The 16,495-nt window shown below is 66.6% G+C and carries 20 protein-coding genes; 9 read left to right on the top strand and 11 right to left on the bottom strand.

Annotation, left to right across the window (positions count from 1 at the left end; translation table 11 throughout):
* Nucleotides 1–46 precede the first annotated feature (46 nt).
* Nucleotides 47–328, top strand: a complete 282-nt coding sequence (locus tag F6B43_RS14455) for a type II toxin-antitoxin system RelE/ParE family toxin (RefSeq protein ID WP_150449695.1) — start codon at nucleotides 47–49, stop codon at nucleotides 326–328.
* A gap of 12 nt (nucleotides 329–340) precedes the next feature.
* The gene (locus F6B43_RS14450) at nucleotides 341–637 is read left to right on the top strand and encodes a HigA family addiction module antitoxin (RefSeq protein WP_150449694.1); all 297 of its coding nucleotides are present in this window, start codon (nucleotides 341–343) and stop codon (nucleotides 635–637) included.
* Nucleotides 638–846: 209 nt separating this feature from the next.
* On the opposite strand, the gene F6B43_RS14445 is transcribed toward F6B43_RS14450, so the two are convergent.
* Complete coding sequence (locus tag F6B43_RS14445) at nucleotides 847–1,158, bottom strand: hypothetical protein (protein ID WP_150449693.1); 312 nt, start codon at nucleotides 1,156–1,158, stop codon at nucleotides 847–849.
* A 165-nt stretch (nucleotides 1,159–1,323) separates the two neighbouring features.
* Between F6B43_RS14445 and F6B43_RS14440 the strand changes: the two genes are divergently transcribed.
* Nucleotides 1,324–2,211: a DUF1214 domain-containing protein gene (locus F6B43_RS14440; RefSeq protein WP_150449958.1), complete on the top strand. Its 888-nt coding sequence runs from the start codon at nucleotides 1,324–1,326 to the stop codon at nucleotides 2,209–2,211.
* Nucleotides 2,212–2,234: 23 nt separating this feature from the next.
* Here F6B43_RS14440 and F6B43_RS14435 read toward each other — a convergent pair whose 3' ends face one another.
* The 3 genes from F6B43_RS14435 to F6B43_RS14425 all read right to left on the bottom strand — a co-directional run bounded on the left by F6B43_RS14435 (nucleotide 2,235) and on the right by F6B43_RS14425 (nucleotide 5,355).
* Entirely contained in the window at nucleotides 2,235–2,645 is a 411-nt protein-coding gene (locus tag F6B43_RS14435) for a hypothetical protein (RefSeq protein ID WP_150449692.1), read from the bottom strand.
* Between the two features lie 312 nt (nucleotides 2,646–2,957).
* Nucleotides 2,958–3,530: a YdeI/OmpD-associated family protein gene (locus F6B43_RS14430; protein ID WP_150449691.1), complete on the bottom strand. Its 573-nt coding sequence runs from the start codon at nucleotides 3,528–3,530 to the stop codon at nucleotides 2,958–2,960.
* 85 nt (nucleotides 3,531–3,615) lie between these two features.
* The gene (locus tag F6B43_RS14425) at nucleotides 3,616–5,355 is read right to left on the bottom strand and encodes a glycerol-3-phosphate dehydrogenase/oxidase (protein ID WP_150449690.1); all 1,740 of its coding nucleotides are present in this window, start codon (nucleotides 5,353–5,355) and stop codon (nucleotides 3,616–3,618) included.
* Nucleotides 5,356–5,469: 114 nt separating this feature from the next.
* On the opposite strand from F6B43_RS14425, the gene F6B43_RS14420 reads away from it, so the two are divergent.
* Both F6B43_RS14420 and F6B43_RS14415 read left to right on the top strand, forming a co-directional pair.
* Nucleotides 5,470–6,432, top strand: a complete 963-nt coding sequence (locus tag F6B43_RS14420; protein WP_246159976.1) for a sugar-binding transcriptional regulator — start codon at nucleotides 5,470–5,472, stop codon at nucleotides 6,430–6,432.
* A gap of 139 nt (nucleotides 6,433–6,571) precedes the next feature.
* Nucleotides 6,572–7,840 (top strand): NAD(P)/FAD-dependent oxidoreductase, encoded by a 1,269-nt coding sequence (locus F6B43_RS14415; RefSeq protein ID WP_150449689.1) that lies wholly within the window; start codon nucleotides 6,572–6,574, stop codon nucleotides 7,838–7,840.
* A gap of 46 nt (nucleotides 7,841–7,886) precedes the next feature.
* Here the strand turns inward: F6B43_RS14415 and F6B43_RS19755 are convergent, their stop codons facing one another.
* Both F6B43_RS19755 and F6B43_RS14405 read right to left on the bottom strand, forming a co-directional pair.
* Nucleotides 7,887–8,501: a hypothetical protein gene (locus F6B43_RS19755; protein ID WP_211368151.1), complete on the bottom strand. Its 615-nt coding sequence runs from the start codon at nucleotides 8,499–8,501 to the stop codon at nucleotides 7,887–7,889.
* 41 nt (nucleotides 8,502–8,542) lie between these two features.
* Complete coding sequence (locus F6B43_RS14405) at nucleotides 8,543–9,088, bottom strand: hypothetical protein (RefSeq protein ID WP_150449687.1); 546 nt, start codon at nucleotides 9,086–9,088, stop codon at nucleotides 8,543–8,545.
* Nucleotides 9,089–9,885: 797 nt separating this feature from the next.
* Here F6B43_RS14405 and F6B43_RS14400 point away from each other — a divergent pair.
* Nucleotides 9,886–10,827 carry a diacylglycerol/lipid kinase family protein gene (locus F6B43_RS14400; RefSeq protein WP_150449686.1) on the top strand — a complete coding sequence of 314 codons (942 nt, stop codon included), beginning with the start codon at nucleotides 9,886–9,888 and terminating at the stop codon, nucleotides 10,825–10,827.
* 46 nt (nucleotides 10,828–10,873) lie between these two features.
* Here F6B43_RS14400 and F6B43_RS14395 read toward each other — a convergent pair whose 3' ends face one another.
* From F6B43_RS14395 to F6B43_RS14385, 3 genes are all read right to left on the bottom strand, one after another.
* A complete protein-coding gene (locus tag F6B43_RS14395; RefSeq protein ID WP_150449685.1) occupies nucleotides 10,874–11,998 on the bottom strand; it encodes a Gfo/Idh/MocA family protein in 1,125 nt (374 codons plus the stop codon).
* Nucleotides 11,995–12,759: a sugar phosphate isomerase/epimerase family protein gene (locus tag F6B43_RS14390; RefSeq protein ID WP_150449957.1), complete on the bottom strand. Its 765-nt coding sequence runs from the start codon at nucleotides 12,757–12,759 to the stop codon at nucleotides 11,995–11,997. The genes F6B43_RS14395 and F6B43_RS14390 overlap by 4 nt, the downstream gene beginning before the upstream one ends.
* A gap of 170 nt (nucleotides 12,760–12,929) precedes the next feature.
* A complete protein-coding gene (locus F6B43_RS14385) occupies nucleotides 12,930–13,550 on the bottom strand; it encodes a TetR/AcrR family transcriptional regulator (protein ID WP_150449684.1) in 621 nt (206 codons plus the stop codon).
* Nucleotides 13,551–13,631: 81 nt separating this feature from the next.
* Here F6B43_RS14385 and F6B43_RS14380 point away from each other — a divergent pair, with 81 nt between their 5' ends.
* The 3 genes from F6B43_RS14380 to F6B43_RS14370 all read left to right on the top strand — a co-directional run bounded on the left by F6B43_RS14380 (nucleotide 13,632) and on the right by F6B43_RS14370 (nucleotide 14,536).
* Nucleotides 13,632–13,880: a type II toxin-antitoxin system Phd/YefM family antitoxin gene (locus tag F6B43_RS14380; protein ID WP_150449683.1), complete on the top strand. Its 249-nt coding sequence runs from the start codon at nucleotides 13,632–13,634 to the stop codon at nucleotides 13,878–13,880.
* Nucleotides 13,877–14,134, top strand: a complete 258-nt coding sequence (locus F6B43_RS14375; RefSeq protein WP_150449682.1) for a type II toxin-antitoxin system RelE family toxin — start codon at nucleotides 13,877–13,879, stop codon at nucleotides 14,132–14,134. The genes F6B43_RS14380 and F6B43_RS14375 overlap by 4 nt, the downstream gene beginning before the upstream one ends.
* A gap of 174 nt (nucleotides 14,135–14,308) precedes the next feature.
* A complete protein-coding gene (locus tag F6B43_RS14370) occupies nucleotides 14,309–14,536 on the top strand; it encodes a hypothetical protein (protein WP_150449681.1) in 228 nt (75 codons plus the stop codon).
* Between the two features lie 16 nt (nucleotides 14,537–14,552).
* On the opposite strand, the gene F6B43_RS14365 is transcribed toward F6B43_RS14370, so the two are convergent.
* Together F6B43_RS14365 and F6B43_RS14360 are read right to left on the bottom strand one after the other, a co-directional pair.
* On the bottom strand, nucleotides 14,553–15,797 hold the full coding sequence (locus F6B43_RS14365) for an RNA polymerase sigma factor (protein WP_150449680.1): 1,245 nt from the start codon (nucleotides 15,795–15,797) through the stop codon (nucleotides 14,553–14,555).
* A 33-nt stretch (nucleotides 15,798–15,830) separates the two neighbouring features.
* On the bottom strand, nucleotides 15,831–16,217 hold the full coding sequence (locus tag F6B43_RS14360; protein WP_150449679.1) for a YciI family protein: 387 nt from the start codon (nucleotides 16,215–16,217) through the stop codon (nucleotides 15,831–15,833).
* Between the last annotated feature and the right edge of the window lie 278 nt (nucleotides 16,218–16,495).

Raw genomic sequence — 16,495 nt, 5'->3', positions numbered from 1 at the left:
GGCTAGTTCTGTTCGGCGATACTATCGCAGCGCGTTACTATTGGGTGTGATCCACTCATTCGCAGATGAGCCGACCCGCAGAGTCTGGACTCGCGAGCATGTCCGGCAGTTCGGTCCGGAACTGCAGCGCGCAGCCCAGAAGAAGCTTCGTCTGCTCAACGCGGCCGAAACGATCAATGACCTGCGCATCCCGCCGGGAAACCGGCTCGAGAAGCTGTCTGGCGATCGCGACGGTCAGCACTCGATCCGGATCAACGATCAATACCGCATCTGTTTCGTCTGGACGGCCGCCGGCCCCGCAGACGTCCAGCTGGTCGACTATCGCTAGAGAGGCACTCCGATGACGAAGGCACACGCGCCCATCACGCCGGGCGAGATCCTCCGGACCGAGTTTCTGGAGCCACTCGGGATCACTGCGTATCGGCTCGCGCAGGCCACCGGCCTGCCCCAGACCCGATTGAGCGAGATCATCCGCGGCAAGCGGCGCATCACCACGGACACCGCATTGCGGCTTTCCCGCGCGTTCGGGCTCTCCGAGCGCTTCTGGCTCAACATCCAGAACGACTACGACATCGAACTCGAACACGACGAACACGACGCGGACCTTGCTCAGGTCGAATTGCTCATCCCCGCTTGACGGCCTCATCGGGATGACCCTCTGCCCGGGGCGCGGCGGGTTTTGACACCGCCCGTCCATTCACCGGGCGTACGCGCTGACCGCTCGCGGCCTCGCTTTGCGCGCGACCATCCCCGAGCTCAGACGCTGGGCAGCGGAGGATGCTCAGGAAGCCCGAGATCGCGAGACTCATCCGTAGAGGAGGGATGTCCCGGGTATGCCTCCGCTGGTTATGTGACCGGCTGCTGCTTGCCCGCGTCACGACCATAGGTCGCCTCGAACGCCCGAACCCGCGCTGCCGCTCGAGAGAGGCCGAGGACGGCCACAACCACCAGATAAAGCCCGATGAGCCCGGTGAAGATGGCAGCCACGGCGCCGGCTCCTGCGGACGTCGCCACCAGCAGGAGAGATCCCAGGAGGAAGTAGAGCCCCAAGATCAGCGAGGCGACGGCGAGGCCACGCCCGCTCTCGGCCTGGAATCGAGCGAGGGTCAGGGAGGGGGCACCTGTGACTCGAGCCGGAGTCGCGTCTGCAGTCGTCATCGTTTCATCGTGCCATCTTTCACTAGGGTCGCCAACGGTCTGCAGGCGGGCCGAGCAGCTGGGCCCGCACTCCTGCACTGACGCGTGATGAGGCATTGTGGAAAGATCGGCCTCGTGGCTATTCGGGTGAACGCTGACAATTTCGTTCGCGCGGAGACGGATCGGATGTTCCACGATCTCCAAGAGAGCGCGGGCGGGGTGAACACGTTCCTGCACAATCGTGAGCCCGCGGCGATCGACAAGCAGACTGTCATTCGGCTGAACCGCGACACGCTGTACAGCTTCGCTGTGGTCGACGTGGCGGCCGGCGCGACCTTGACGCTTCCGGACGCAGGTGAGCGGTATCTGTCGGCGATGGTGGTCAGCGAAGACCACTTCGTGGAAGCGATCTTCCACAACGCCGGCGACTACGAACTCACCGCAGACGAGCTGGGCACTCGCTACGTCGGGGTGGCTGTGCGAATCCTCGTCGACCCGGCGGACCAGGCGGATATCGCCGAGGTGACGGCGCTGCAGGATCAGATCGCGCTGACGAGTCGTTCCGCCCAGCCCTTCGAGTATCCGGAATACGACAGCGCGTCGCTGGACGAGACCCGGGACGCATTGCTTTCCCTGGCTCGCAACATGAGCGGCTTCGACCACATGTTCGGCACGAGCGATGAGGTGCAGCCGATCCGGCATCTGATCGGGACAGCGGCCGGGTGGGGTGGTCTGCCGACGAGCGAAGCTGCCTACATCGGCGTGGATCCGCGCTTGCCGGTGGGGCGGTACGAACTCACTGTCGGAGACGTTCCCGTCGATGGCTTCTGGTCGATCTCGGTCTACAACGCCAAGGGGTTCTTCGAGCCGAATGCTCGTGATTCCTACACCGTCAACAACATCACCGCGGTCAAGAACGCCGATGGGTCGACGACGGTGCGGTTCGGCGACTATCCGGCGGACACTCCGAACGCGATCCCGATCACCGAGGGGTGGAACTACCTCGTTCGGCTCTACCGCCCTCGCCCCGAGATCACCGATGGCAGCTGGGTGTTCCCGGCGCTCGCCAGGTAGCCGATTCCCCCGGCGACGTTCTTCTAACCCGCTGTCGGTGAGTCGCCCGACCGGTCGAGCAGTCGCCGCACTCCCCCGCGCGCGAGCATCAGCACGATGATCAGCGCGGTGACCTGGAAGAACCCGCCGAGTGAGACAGCATCGCCGAACACGAGATCGACGAGTTCGAGCACGACGAACTTGCTCGCCGGCAGAACGAGCACGAGCGTGATCACGCTGACCACGCGAGCCCGCACCGTGTCGGCGGTGCGAAATCGGTTCAGGATCTTCTTCTTCACCCAGAGCACGACTTCGAGGATCAGCTTCAGAAGGATGGCGGTCAGGAGCGCGAGCAGAAAAGACTCGGAGATGACGGCAGGAAAGAGCTGGATGAAGATGCCCAGCACGACGAGATAGACGAAGACGTCGACGAGGTCGGTGGGGCGCAATCGCACCTCGTGAGTGTAGCGACCGCGAGTTGTCGATGCCTGGCGACGTCGGTACCGGTGATGCCTATGCGCGGGTGGACGTGTGCCCTGTCTCCGCGTGTGTCGGCTCGGCAGCACGTTCGTGCAGTTCGGGTAGATACCTCGGGCGTGAAAAGGGCGGCTTCAGCTACGAGGGTTTCGTAACGCGCATTTCGAATACCGTAGCGGACGTGCCGGAGGCGCATTCGCCAGCTGTGGATAACGCCTATGACGTCACGTCATCGCGCAGAGGGGATGCTGCGGCTTCGTCCGTGAGGGTGTTCGAATTCGGGCGAGCGCTCAGTAGATCGTCTCGCCTCGCTTGAGCATCTCGACGTACCGTGCGACACGTGCCGCTCGCGACTCGGGCCGCTTGAGGTTGGCCACGCGGAACGCCATCGCGAACCGGTTCTGGGCCGATTGGCGCGCGAATGCTTCGGCGATCACAGGGTCTGCGTCCAGAACCTGCTGCAGTTCGATCGGGAGCTCTCCGTCGCTCTGCCGGTACGCGGCATCCCATCGACCGTCCGCCTTCGCGAGGTCGATCTGTTCCTGGCCCCGAGGCCGCATACGACCTTCGTCGATGAGCCGATTCACATGGCCGATGTTGACCTTCGACCAGATGCTCCGCGGTCGTCTCGGAGTGAAGATCCGCAGGTGGTAGTCCTCGTCGAGGGATCGCGACTGCCCGTCGATCCACCCGAAGCACAGGGCGACGTCGAGCGCCTCTGCGTACGTGATGCCTGGTCGGGTCGTGCCCTTCTTCCGCAGTCGCAGCCATACCCCGTTCGAGTCGGGGCCCGCGTCAAGCCAGCTCTCCCAGTCGGCGACCGTATCGACGTGGAGTTCGGGCTTGGTCGAGCGATCCACCATGACGCGAGGATAGCTCCCGCCCCCGACACGAGTCACCCCACCTTGACCGCGACGACACCGCCTCACGACACCGGCTGTCCCCGGATCAGCCGCGTGCGGGATACGCCGCGGGCGTCTCGAGATCAACCCCATGACGCTCGCGGAGGATGCCGGCGGTACGTGCGACTTCGGCCGCGCGTACGTCGTGGTCCCACCCGAGCGCGTCGCCCACGATCTCTGCAAGCTCGGCGAGCAGCTCGTCGGTGACCCGTCCCTCGAACGCGAGCGTGGTGCGGCGAAGGAGCACATCATCGAGGTGACACACCGACTCCGTCTCGACGAGGTGCCGGATCTCGGCACGCGAGTACCCGGGCGCGTATCCGAGCGGCGCATCCGACCCGCCGGAGATGGCATCGATGTACGCCGTTGCCGCGGTGCCGTAGCGAGACAGAAGCTGGTCCACGCGCGACCTCGCAACGCCGTCAGCGTGGGATTCGATCCAGGCGCTGCGGGCGACCGGGGTGACGGGGTAGCCGCGCCCGCCCCCGATGGGCGCATCCGACGTGTCGACAGGCCCTGGACGGTTCAGCTCACCGAGGATCCGGGCCCCGAGCTCGGCGGCGAGAGCGCGGAACGTGGTCCACTTTCCACCGACCAGGCTCAGCAACGTGCGGCCCGGGCGCCCGGCATCCTCCCGCTCCTCGATCCGGTAGTCGCGACTGACTGCTCCTGCGCTGGCATCGCCATGGGCGGGGAGCGGCCGGACACCGGCGAACCGGAACACGATCTGCGAGCGATCTACCCGGATGCCGGGCAGCACGGTCGGGACGAGGTCGAGGAAGTAGTCGACTTCTGCGTCGCTGCAGACGATCGGATCCCCCATGCGGTGCTCGAGGTCGGTCGTGCCCACCAGCACGCGATCGCCCAATGGGAGGATCAACACGATCCGGCCGTCCTCGTGCTCGAAGAACAACTCGCGTCCGCGGGTCGCCGCCAGGAGCTCGGGATGATCGAGCACGATGTGCGATCCCTTGGTTCCCCCCATGAACACTGTCGTGCGCCCGAGCGCCCCGTTCGTCAGATCGGTCCAGGGGCCGGTCGCGTTGACGATGAGCTCCGCATCGAGTGTGAACTCTCGGCCGGTGAGGCGATCGCGGACGAGCACTCCGTCGGCATCGAGTCCGACGGCCTCGACGTAGTTCAGGGCCCGGACGGCCGGTCCGCAGGCGACGGCATCGGCGAGTACGTCCAGGGCCAGGCGTTCGGGGCTGGCCATCACCGCGTCGTAGTAGGTCGCCGCGTACTTCACGCGCGGGTTGAGTTCCGGCAGGTCGGCCAGGGCCCTGCGGCGACCCGTGAATCGGTGTCTGCGGACGGTCCGCCCCGCTCGTGAATACGCGTCGTAGAGGGCAAGGCCCACCTTGATCACGATCGCTCCGCGCTGCCGGCCGGGGCGCTTGGATCCGGTGAGGAAGGTGAGCGGAGCCGACAGCAGGCCGGAGAAGGTCGAGTAGATGGGGATCGTCGTCGCCTGCGGGACGACGCGGTGGGGGGCGAGCCGGATCAGCGCGTTGCGTTCCTGCACCGACTCGCGGACCAGACGGAACTCGCCGTTCTCCAGGTAGCGGATGCCGCCGTGCACCATGTGCGATGAACCCGCAGATGCCCCCGACACGAAGTCATCGCGTTCGACCAGCGTCACATCGACCCCCTGCAGGGCGAGCTCGCGCAGGAGACCGAGTCCGTTGATGCCACCCCCGATGATGAGCACATCCGCACGGCGTCTCGCGCGAGCCTCCTCGAGCGCGGACTCGCGGGCCGTCGATGGCGGATGCTGGCTGGTCACGGGGCTCCTCTGGTCGGGCGACTCCGCCACAGTGCCACGCCTTGACAGGGCTGCACACGCTTTTGCAATAATGTGCAGGGTCGTCGGCCCCTGACGGTCGACGAGGAGGTGGGAGTGGCTTCTACGGCCCGTCGCGATCGCGCAGCGTGGGATGTCGCCCGCCTGCACTTCGAAGGCGGTCACAGCATGGAGGAGATCGCCGATCGTCTCGGCGTCTCGCGGTCGACGGTCTCGCGCCTGCTGCAGCACGCGCGAGACATCGGGCTGGTCGAGGTGCGCGTCGCATCGAGCCCCGACGAGATCGCGCCCCTCGAGCGTCGCCTCTCAGAGCGGTGGGGCATCAAGGTCGTCGTCGCCGCTGTCCCGCCGGGCTCCGGAGACGAGGCGACACTGGAGCACGTCGCCGAGATGGCCGCGCGAGTCATCGCCGACGCCGTCACCCCCGAGTCGGTCATCGGCGTCGCGTGGGGCTCGACGATGGAAGCGGTGAGCCGGCATCTTCCCGCTCGGGCCACACCGGGCTCCACCGTGGTCCAGCTCAACGGCGCGGGCAACTTCCACACCAGCGGCGTGCCCTACGCGAGCGAGCTGCTCCGTCGATTCGGCGAGGCGTTCGGCGCGCGCATCGAGCAGTTCCCGGTCCCGACCTTCTTCGATGCCGCAGCCACGCGCGACGCGTTCTGGCGCGAACGCACGACGCGGCGGATCCTCGCCCTCCACGCGCGCCTGGATCTCGCCGTCTTCGGCATCGGGTCGCCCTTCGCCAACACTCCCGGCCACGTGTATCAGGGCGGATACCTCGAGCGCAGCGACTACAGCCAGCTGCGAGCGGAACGGGTGGTCGGCGACGTCGCCACCGTGTTCTACCGCGCAGACGGGTCGTTCACCGGCATCCCCCTCAACGATCGCGCGAGCGGTCCGTCGTTCGCCGTGCTGCGCCGCGCGCGCCGACGCGTGTGCGTCGTTTCGGGCGCCGGCAAGTCCCCCGCACTGGGCGGTGCGCTCGCGGCCGGCCTGATCACCGACCTCATCGTCGATCGAGACCTCGCGCTCGCGACCCTGCGATCGGGTCGCTGAAAGCTGCACATTTTTGCAACGTGTGTGGCGACTCTCCTCGCACGTGTCGACGCGCATCGCGCATCGTCCCGGGCACCGGAACTCTGCACTGCTCGTCTGCGCTCGACCCCCCTCCGCGCCCGACGCCTATCGTGAGAGCGTGGACACGCACGACACGATCGTCATCGGCGCCGGCCTGGCGGGTTTGCGAAGCGCTGCCCGCCTGGCTGAGGCGGGCAGGGACGTGGTCGTGCTCGAGGCCGAGAAGGTCGTCGGCGGACGCCAGCGCACCGACGCGGTCGACGGGTTCCTCCTGGATCGCGGATTCCAGATCCTGAATCCCGCGTACCCGGCGGTCACACGCTGGGTGGATGTCGCGGAGCTGCACCTGCAGCGCTTCCCCGTCGGCGTTCGCGTCCGACGCGAGCGCGGTTCGGCTGAGCTCACCCACCCGCTGAGGCTTCCCGCCGGCATCCCGGCGACCCTGCGGAGCGGACTGATCACTCCGAAGGACCTCGCCGCGCTCGTGCGGTGGCTCGCGCCCGTGCTCCTGCGCCCTCGGTCGGTCATCGCCGGCGGCGATCGCGCCGTCCGCGCGGAATGGGAACGGATCGGCCTGCGCGGCCCGCTTCGCACGGAGGTTCTCGAGCCGTTCCTCGCCGGGGTGCTGGGCGAAGATGACGGCACCTCGTCGGATGCCTTCACCCGGCTCCTCATGCGCATGTTCGCCCTCGGTGCGCCCGGCCTTCCCGCGAACGGGATCGGGGCCCTGCCCGCGCAACTGGCGGGCGTGGCCGCTGTCGCGGGGGCCGACATCCGCCTCGACGCTCGGGTGTGCGGGCTTCGCGCCGGCACGGACGGCGTCGAGGTCGACGTCGCGGGCTCCGACCCTCTGCGGGCGCGATCGGTCATCGTCGCCGTCGGACCCGGAGCCGTCGCCGACCTGCTCGACATCTCCCCGCCGGCGACGAAAGGTCTGCAGACGTGGTGGTTCGCGTCCGACGCCGCACCGACAGCATCCGCTCTCCTGGCCGTCGACGGAAGGCGCCGCGGACCGATCGTCAACACCGTCGTGATCTCGAACGGCGCCCCGTCGTATGCGCCCCCGGGGCGACACCTCGTGGCGGCCACGTGCCTGCTGCCGAGAAGTGAGGGAGTGGATGCCGGTGGCCCGGCGCGCGAGGCTGACGTCCGGCGCCAGCTCTCTGAGGTCTGGGAAGCCGAATCGGCCGGGTGGGAGCTGCTGCGCCGCGACGACATCGCCGACGCGCTGCCCGCGCAGCCGGCGCCGCTGCGCACCACGAGTCCCGCCCACCTCGGCGACGGCGTCTACGTCGCCGGCGACTATCGCGACACCGCGTCGATCCAGGGGGCGCTCGTGTCGGGCGACCGCGCAGCCCGGGCGGTGCTCGCCGACCGAGCGGGCTGACCCTGCTCTGAATTGGGCAGGGGACACGACAGCAAGCCCGAATACTTCAGAGATCCTCGGCGCGAACGGTCATGTCAGGCGACACGGGATACGCCTCCAGCGACGAGTCGGCCAGGATCGCGTCTGCCACGTCCTGGCTTGCGCCGACGTACACGCTTCTCGCGTAGATGTCGTTTCCGATGCACCACGCGTGGTCGCCCGGCCACCACCTCAGAGGGATGCGCTCGAATGCATGCGGCTGGTATCCGCCAGGCACCTCATCGATTGATCCCGCGACGATGATGTATTCGCGGTCACCGCTGAGGAAGATCCTCGGACCGACCGGAACATCCGCATATCCTGCCCACACGGCACCGATGATGTGATCATCATGTGCGCCGGGGAGGTGGGTAGCGAGCGCTCGCGCAGTGTCCCTGCTCATGGTTCCCATCTCCGGCTGCAGGATCAGCTCCCACTGGGCGGGCGGCAGAATCTGTGCGATCTGATGCCACTGCGTCGTCCCGTCAACCACCAATTTGTGACCTGCCGCGACGCGAGACCAACTGGTCGGCTTCCCTGTCGTCAGATCGGTCGCTGGGTTCATGACCCTGACATACGCCTTGAAGTATCCAGAGACGTAGTCCGAGACAACGACGGCCGGCCTGAGCGATGGCGTCTGCAACCATTTCGCGTCTTCAACTGACATGACAGCTCGAGGCGCGGCTAGTCATGTGCAACCCGCACACCCCAGGAGGCAGATAGCAGGACCGGCTCTCGCCCCGAACCCAACCCCGTTGCGTCGAAGTAGCCAACATGCGTAGCGAAGACGCGTGTTTCTGGTGGAAGGGTCACGCTGAACGTGAGCATCGCGCTGGATACTGAAGTCACGTCGCACTGCCCGCGATTGCAGTCGAACTCTTTGCCAGTGCTCGAGGTAGGAATCCCCCGATCATCCAATTCGTCGAAAGCGCTCACGATCAACTGATCTGGCATCCTCCCGGGCCGAATCGTCATGACTACGGGAACATTCTGCTCGAGGGCCACCTCCTGCAGCGTCGCATCGTTCTCCTGCGCGGACACCCTGAAGTTCTCTTTCTTTCCATCGATCACCCAGTCGTATGAGGCGAGGTCGATGGGCGCGTTGTTGACGAGCAGGCTTGGCGGTGTCGATGGGACCGGGGCAGAGGAGGAAAGCGGTTGCCCAGCCTCTCGCCGTTGCGTCGATGCCTCCGGAGTGCAACCGGCGCACAATAAGGCAACCGTGACCATGACGATTACCTTCCTCAGCAAGAGAAGCGCCGCTCCAAGCCCGTCGTGTTGGAGGTGTACGTCCCCGATGGCTCTACCGAGTAGTGGAACGAGGTCCCCCGATAGGCCTGGGATCCCCAGCCACTGCACTGCCAGTGAGGATGAGCGTCATTTGAGGTGCGACTGTATTGGCTCATGTTCTTGTCGGCAAGCGCGTACTCCCAATAGAGCCATCCCAGCTTCTGGAGTGTCGTGGTCACACCCAACTCCAGCACTGGTGCTAGCTCGCAATACGTGCGGCCATGCACGGACGCATAGATGAGCTCAGATGGGTGAGGAATGTCTGTTTGGCCGTAGCACCCGGCTGGACTGATTCCTGTCGCCGAAACCGCATGATCGTTGCCCTCGGCACGGAGGCTCGAAATCGAGGGGTACACCAGAGCCGGATCAGTGGGATTGTCGCCACCGTCGGGGTACGGACTTGCCACCGACGCGGGCTCTGGCTCGGAATCGAGGCCTGAGCCGAGAGCCGGACCCCCTACCCCCGCGGTTAACATTGCTGCGATTGCGCCGATGGTGATCATCATCCTCATGCGTGAGCTCCCTTGCATATCGAATATTACGGTTATAGTACATCACTCTGCATTCGCAGGGCAGGTCGTAGACAAATCGAGGCCCCACCCGCGACGGCGCTGTACCGTTGGTCGACGAACCGCAATCGTTCGGCTCACTGTCAACCCCATCGGGCTCGTCCTCGGCGCTCAGTATCGTCGCAGGAGTGGCGACGGGTGATCCGGGCCCAGGAAGAGGACATCCGCATGCTCACGGACGTTGGCGTCATCTGGAATCCGACCAAGACCGACCGCGAGGCTCTCGAGACAGGCCTCGCCAAAGCCCTCGATGGAGAGGCCGGACCGCGTGTGCAGTGGTGGGAGACCAGCGCCGACGATGCGGGCCAGGCGGTCGCCAAGCGCGCCATCGATGCCGGCGCTCAGCTGCTCGTCGTCGCCGGCGGGGACGGAACCGTACGGGCGGTCGCGGAGCGGCTCGCAGACGACGGGTCGAACGTCGATCTGGGTATCGTGCCGCTCGGCACCGGTAATCTCCTCGCCCGCAACCTCGGCGTCCCGCTCAACGACATCGCGGCGGCGTTCGCGCGAGCGCTGACCGGCGATCCCCTCTCCATCGATGTGGGGTGGGTCGATGTCCAGTTGGAGGCCGCAACAGAACGCCACGCGTTCGTGGTGATGGTCGGCTTCGGTATCGACGCGCAGATGATCGCCGAGACCGATGACGACCTGAAGGCGAAGGCCGGCTGGCTCGCCTACGTCGAATCGCTCGGTCGCGCCCTCGACGCCAGCGACATCGTCCCGTTCCACATCGTCAAAGACGATGAACCGGGCAGCGACGAAGAGGGCCACACCCTGCTGATCGCCAACTGCGGGATGCTGCAGGGCGGCATCACCCTGCTTCCCGACGCCGACCCGTCCGACGGCGAACTCGACTATCTGCTGTTGAGCGCCGAAGGCGTGGGTCAGTGGGTCGGGACGTTGAAGACGATGGTGTGGGACAACGGCCTGAAGAAGGCCCTCAACAAGGAGGCCGAGACCACGAGCACCGACTCCGTCAATCACGGTCGTGCGAAGAAGCTCGAGATCACGCTCCCCGACCCCCGGGCGTTCGAGATCGACGGCGAGGAGATCGGCGAGACGAGCTCATTCGCCGTGACGATTCAACCGGGCGCCATCCGCGTGCGCTGAAGAGTCGGGGTCTTGGCCAAGACCCCGACTCTTGCGACCGTTCACCTCAGAGAGTCGAGGCGAAGGGGTCGAATCCCTCCGGGAGCAGCGGTACGGGCGCGACCGTGCTGCGGACCTTGACCGTCTCGCCGCTCGACGCGGATTCGGCGGCCGACAGCAGCACGTCCAGCACGTGGAATCCGAGCTCGCCCGAGGCGACATGCGGTCGCCCTTCCGCGATCGCACGAACCATGTCGAGGGCCCCGAGCCCGCGACCGACCTCGAGCTCGTCGTGCTCGATCTCGATCCACGTCTGCTCGAACGACATCCCGTCGCGAAGGACACCCAGCGGGGCGACCACGGCGATACGGCCGGCGAACTGGTTCGGGTCGGGGATGACGATCGAGCCCTCGGTGCCGTGGATCTCGACGATGCCGTGTCGTTCGAGTGCCGAATCGAAGCTGAGCAGGCTCTGCGACTGCGCACCCGAATCGAAGGCAGCGATGATCTGCATCGTGGAGGGCACCTCGACCGGGAAGGTCTCGCCGGCATTCGGGCCGGTGTGGATCCTGCGCACCTCGTTCGCCTTCGTGCCGAAGGCCGACACTCGGTCAACCGCGCCGAAAAGGCTCACGAGTGCCGAGAAGTAGTACGGACCCATGTCGAGCAGCGGGCCGGCACCTTCCGCGAAGAGGAACGCCGGGTTCGGATGCCAGAGATCGGGCCCCTGCGTCTGGAACACCGTCTGCGCGAACAGGGGCCGGCCGATCCGGCCCTCCTCGATCGCGCGGCGCGCGGCCTGGAAGCCCGGTCCGAGGAGCGTGTCGGGGGCCGACCCGACACGGAGTCCGGCGGCGTCCGCCTCGCTGAGCAGGAGCGCTGCCGCGTCACGGTCGAGGCCGAGCGGCTTCTCCGTCCAGACGTGCTTGCCCGCCGCGATCGCGGCGCGGGAAACCTCGATGTGCGCGGCCGGGATCGTCAGATTGATCACGAGGTCGACGCCCGGGTGCGCGAACACGTCTTCGGCCGTGCCGTACGCCGGCACCCCGTACTTCTCCGCCTGCTCGCGCGCGCGATCGACGAGCAGGTCGCCGAGGATGACGACCTCGACGTCCGGGAAGGACGAGAGGTTCTGCAGATAGGTGTCGCTGATGACTCCGACACCGACGATGCCGACACCCACCGCGCTCATCGGACGAACCCGCCGTCGGTGAGGAACGCGTAGCTCGCCGCGATGTCGTCGAACACGTCTCCGGGGCAGTTGTCGTACTCGATGACCGCGTACGTGACCGCGGTCGCTGCGCGCAGCGCGTCGGCGAGCGGTACGTCGCCCTGGCCCGGGCGGCGCTGGTCCAGGCTCGCAGAGCCGAACTCGCCGGCATCCGGTCCGAAGGGGTTCACTGCGGGAGCGATGCCGTCCTTCACGTGCACCGCGACGAGCCGGTCGCCGAGCCGCGAGACGAGTCCGACGCCGTCCTGCCCACCGACCAGTGCCCAGTACAGGTCGAGCTCGATGGCGACGCGCTGGTCGGTGAGTGCGACGAAGCGCTCGTACGCGGTCTGCCCGTCGAAATCGGCGACGAACTCCTGCGCGTGGTTGTGGTATCCGACGCTGAGTCCGAAACCGGCGGCGACGTCGACCAGCCGGTTGAGGCGATCGGCGATGTCGGTGACACCTTCGAGGGTCAGCCACCGATCCGGCGCGACGAACGGATCGATGACCGTGGTGATTCCCACCTCCGCTGCCGCTTCGAAGACGACCTCGGGTGCCGGAGTGGGGATCGAGCCGTCGGGCGTCCACAGCTCGTCCGAGAGCAGGGGCGCGTGTCCGGTCGGGGACGCCAGTCCGGAAGCATCCAGAGCGCTGCGGATCTCTTTCGGGCGGCGAACGAAATCGAACGCCTCGACGTTCTTCAGGCCGATCGCGGCGAGCTTGTCGAGCGATCCGCCCATATCGGCGGAGAACGCCGAGGCGAGCGTATACAGCTGGACGGATGCTAGGGGCTTGGATTCTTCAGGCAGGGCCACGGTGACCTTCTCGTCGTCGATGCAGGCAGCACTCGCATGCCCGGGAGGAACAGAAAACCTCCACCCGGAAGTTTATGCAGACTTCGCGTCGTCGGTCAATGGCCAGTGGGGGGTTTCGCGATCAGCACGCCGAGCATGCCGAGCCCGGCCTCGAGATCCACCGTCGGGTCGAGGAGCCATTGGGTCTGCAGACCGTCCGATGCGGCGATGATCAGAGCAGCGACGAGCTCCGGGTCGAGGTCTTCGCGGAGACCACCGACCGACTGCAGGTGCCGCACGCGCTGCGCAAGCTCGGCGCGCAGACGCGCGAATCGCGCGGTGGCGAACTCCTGCGCTGCCGAGTGGCCCTCCTCCAACGCCGTTGCGACGAGCGTCGAGTAGAGCTGCACCATTCCCGGGATCTCGCGGTTCTTCTCCGCGGAGACGCGCATGCTCTCCGCGGGATTCTCGTCCGGCGGCGCTGCCGGAGCACTGTCATCCAGCCTCAGCTCGGATTCCCGGTACACGGCGACGAGCAGCTCCTCCAGTGACCCGAAGTAGTGCGTGAGGGCAGCGTGCGTGACCCCGACCTCTTGTGCGATCGCCCGGAGACTGGTTCGCTGCGCGCCACGTTTGGCGAACACCTCGATCGCCCGGTCGAGGATCTCCTGGCGTCGTGCAACACCCTTCGGGTAGCTGCCCCGTTCACGAGAGGATTCCGACGGAGGCGCGCTCATCGTCGAATTCTAGCCAGCGCCCCGGTTGCACGGCTTAGCTCACGCGTGTACATCTGAATCGCTGAGATGTACAATTGCCCCATGTCCACGGTCAGTGTCGCAGACGCCCGCAACCACCTCTCGGAGGTCATCGCTCGCTCGCAGAATGAGGCGGTGTTCATCGAACGGCGCGGCCACCGTGCCGCGGTTGTCGTAAGCCCTGACCAATACGAACGCATGATGGAAGCCCTCGAAGACGCCGAAGACGTCGCCGCATTCGATGACGCCATGGCGGAAGAAGGTCCGAACATCCCCTGGGCGCAGGTGAAAGCCGACCTGGGCTGGGTATGACGTATCGGGTCGAACTGCGCCCAGCCGCGGTTCGGGCGCTGAAGCGAATCGATCATCAGGATCGCGACCGAATCCGTGGGGCGATCGCACTCCTCGGCGAAGACCCGCGCCCGCCCGGCGCACGAGCACTCCAAGGGCGTCCGGGTCTGCGCGTACGCATCGGCGACTACCGCATCATCTACACGATCGATGACGACATCCTCATCGTCGCGGTGATCACGCTCGGCCACCGCCGCGACGTATACGACCGCTGATCGCGCGCCGACGGTGGGTGACGGCCACGACTGCGGACCCCCACACGGCCAAGATGAGAACCGCTTCGCAACGGTGCTCGCCGCCGTTGGCTGGACAATCACATCAGCGGAGAACATCGTTGGAGCCGCCGTGGGCGTCATGGGCATGTCCTGCTGGGGCCAGTGATGGCGAGTGTGAAGCAGATGAAACCCCGGATCAACATCGCCATCGTGACGATCGGTGCGATGATCGCTTCGGCCACAGGCGGCGTCATCGCCTTTCAGATGCTCCTCGTGGCGAACGCAAACGAACCCGTTCCCGCTTTCGTTCCGCCTCTGATCGTTGTGGCCCTCCTGACGACTGTTGCCCTGCTGGCATGGGCGGCAGCGCTACAAAAGAAGCTCCCCTCCCGTCGCCAATGAATACCCGAGCGCCGGGTCACCCGCCAAGCTGGTCGCGACGACGGGTGAGGTAGGCGCGCTCGGCGGGGTTGCCCGCGAGTTCGATCGCCCGGTCGTAGGCGGTTCGCGATTCGCCGCTCCGCCCGACCCGCCGTAAGAGGTCGGCGCGTGCGGCGTGGTAGGCGTGATACCCGTCGAGGGTCACGTCGAGTCGGTCGATCTCGGCGAGCGCAACGTCGGGCCCGTCCACCTCCGCGACCGCGATCGCCCGGTTCAGGCGCACGATCGGCGACGGATCCGTCGCAGTCAACCGGTCATAGAGAGCGACGATCTGCGACCAGTCGGTGTCGCGTGCGGACGGGGCATCCGTATGGACCGCGTTGATCGCAGCGAGGAGCTGGTACCTGCCGGGCGGGTTCGCACCGGCGGCGACGGCGGCGATCCGCTCCCGCACGAGAGCGTGACCCTCGACGATCTGCGTACGGTTCCACGCGCCACGATCCTGCTCTTCCAGAGTGACGAGCTCGCCGGAGTGCGACACGCGGGCAGCGCGGCGAGCATCCGAGAGAAGCATGAGGGCGAGGATGCCCGTCACCTCGCCCTCCTCGGGAAGAAGAGCGTGCAGCAGGCGGGCCAGGCGGATCGCCTCGTCGGTCAGTTCTGCGCGCACCGAATCCTCGCCCGCCGTGGCCAGGTACCCCTCGTTGAAGACGAGGTAGATCACAGCGAGCACACTGCCCAGCCGTTCGCGGAGGTCGGTCTCCAGCGGCACCCGAAAGGAGATCCGTTCAGCCTTGATCTTCGCCTTCGCGCGCGTGATGCGCCTCGCCATCGTCGTCTCGGGCACGAGGAAGCCGCGGGCGATCTCTGCGACGGAGAGGCCGCCGAGCAGCCGCAGAGTCAGGGCGACCCTCGCCTCCATCGGGAGGGCGGGGTGGCAACAGATGAAAATCAGCCGGAGCCGGTCGTCCTCGACCGGGCCGGTCGGTTCGTGAGGAGTGTCGTCGGACATTATCAGGGCTGCTCGGTGTTTGTCGTGCCGATGAGACTCGCGGCGCAACCGGTCGATCGCCTTTCGCGTCGCGGTCGTGGTGAGCCACGCGCCGGGGTTCGGAGGCACGCCGTCGCGCGGCCACCGTTCCACCGCGGCGGCGTACGCCTCGGCCGCAGCATCCTCTGCGAGATCGAGGTCACCGAAGCGGCGGGCGAGGCCCGCGACCACCCGTGCCCACTCTTCGTGATGGGCACGGGTGATCGCGTCGTCGACCGGGGAAGCGGTCACGACCCCCGCAGTACCTCGACGGATGCCGTCATGTCACTCACTCGCAGGCGCCTGGCGCTCGACGATCTCGTCCACGCCGGAGGGGAAGCGATGCACCTCCTGCGGCCAGTCGAGCGAGACGGCGAGGCGCCCGGCCCAGTAGCGCGCAGCGTCATCGTCCGCCACCTCCACGACGGTGAATCCGCCGAGATGCTCCTTCGTCTCGACGAAGGGCCCATCCGTGAACACCGGCTCACCGCCCTTGTTCACGACGCTGAACACCGCGGTCGAGGCATCGATCCCGCCATCGGCGAACAGGAACACCCCCGCGGCCTGCATGTCATCGAGCACGGCCTTCGACGCTTCGCTCTTGCTCCGCAACTGCTCGGGCGTGTGCGCAGGAACCCACTCGTCGTTGAATGCGATCAGATATTTCGGCATTGTCGTCTCCTCACGTCGGGACGAGGGCCGTGTCGTGCTCCTCGCCGGCGGCGACCCGATCGGGCCGCACACCTGATCCACGAACGGCGATGCCCGATTACGACAATATCCCCGAGAAATGTAGGGGGACTACCCGAACGCTCCCTGTCCGCCGAACCACCCTCGTATCTCCGAGCCACCCCTCCATACCGCCTCGGCAGAGGGGTGATTCGAAAGTAGCGGGGTGGTTCGGCAGGACGAGGTGGCGTGAGCCGCAGAAGGGAGGGATGCGACTCGGT

Origin of the sequence: Microbacterium rhizomatis (genome assembly GCF_008710745.1) — a bacterium.
GTDB classification, from domain to species: domain Bacteria; phylum Actinomycetota; class Actinomycetes; order Actinomycetales; family Microbacteriaceae; genus Microbacterium; species Microbacterium rhizomatis.
The sequence above is the reverse complement of the archived record's forward strand: the minus strand, read 5'-3'. Positions and strand labels throughout refer to the sequence as shown.

Coding starts and splice junctions, on each gene's coding strand:
- F6B43_RS14450 (WP_150449694.1), top strand. CDS start 341: ATGACGAAGGCACACGCGCCCATCACGCCGGGCGAGATCCTCCGGACC.
- F6B43_RS14445 (WP_150449693.1), bottom strand. CDS start 1,158: ATGACGACTGCAGACGCGACTCCGGCTCGAGTCACAGGTGCCCCCTCC.
- F6B43_RS14440 (WP_150449958.1), top strand. CDS start 1,324: ATGTTCCACGATCTCCAAGAGAGCGCGGGCGGGGTGAACACGTTCCTG.
- F6B43_RS14430 (WP_150449691.1), bottom strand. CDS start 3,530: ATGGTGGATCGCTCGACCAAGCCCGAACTCCACGTCGATACGGTCGCC.
- F6B43_RS14405 (WP_150449687.1), bottom strand. CDS start 9,088: ATGGTCACGGTTGCCTTATTGTGCGCCGGTTGCACTCCGGAGGCATCG.
- F6B43_RS14400 (WP_150449686.1), top strand. CDS start 9,886: ATGCTCACGGACGTTGGCGTCATCTGGAATCCGACCAAGACCGACCGC.
- F6B43_RS14395 (WP_150449685.1), bottom strand. CDS start 11,998: ATGAGCGCGGTGGGTGTCGGCATCGTCGGTGTCGGAGTCATCAGCGAC.
- F6B43_RS14390 (WP_150449957.1), bottom strand. CDS start 12,759: ATGGGCGGATCGCTCGACAAGCTCGCCGCGATCGGCCTGAAGAACGTC.
- F6B43_RS14385 (WP_150449684.1), bottom strand. CDS start 13,550: ATGAGCGCGCCTCCGTCGGAATCCTCTCGTGAACGGGGCAGCTACCCG.
- F6B43_RS14380 (WP_150449683.1), top strand. CDS start 13,632: ATGTCCACGGTCAGTGTCGCAGACGCCCGCAACCACCTCTCGGAGGTC.
- F6B43_RS14375 (WP_150449682.1), top strand. CDS start 13,877: ATGACGTATCGGGTCGAACTGCGCCCAGCCGCGGTTCGGGCGCTGAAG.
- F6B43_RS14360 (WP_150449679.1), bottom strand. CDS start 16,217: ATGCCGAAATATCTGATCGCATTCAACGACGAGTGGGTTCCTGCGCAC.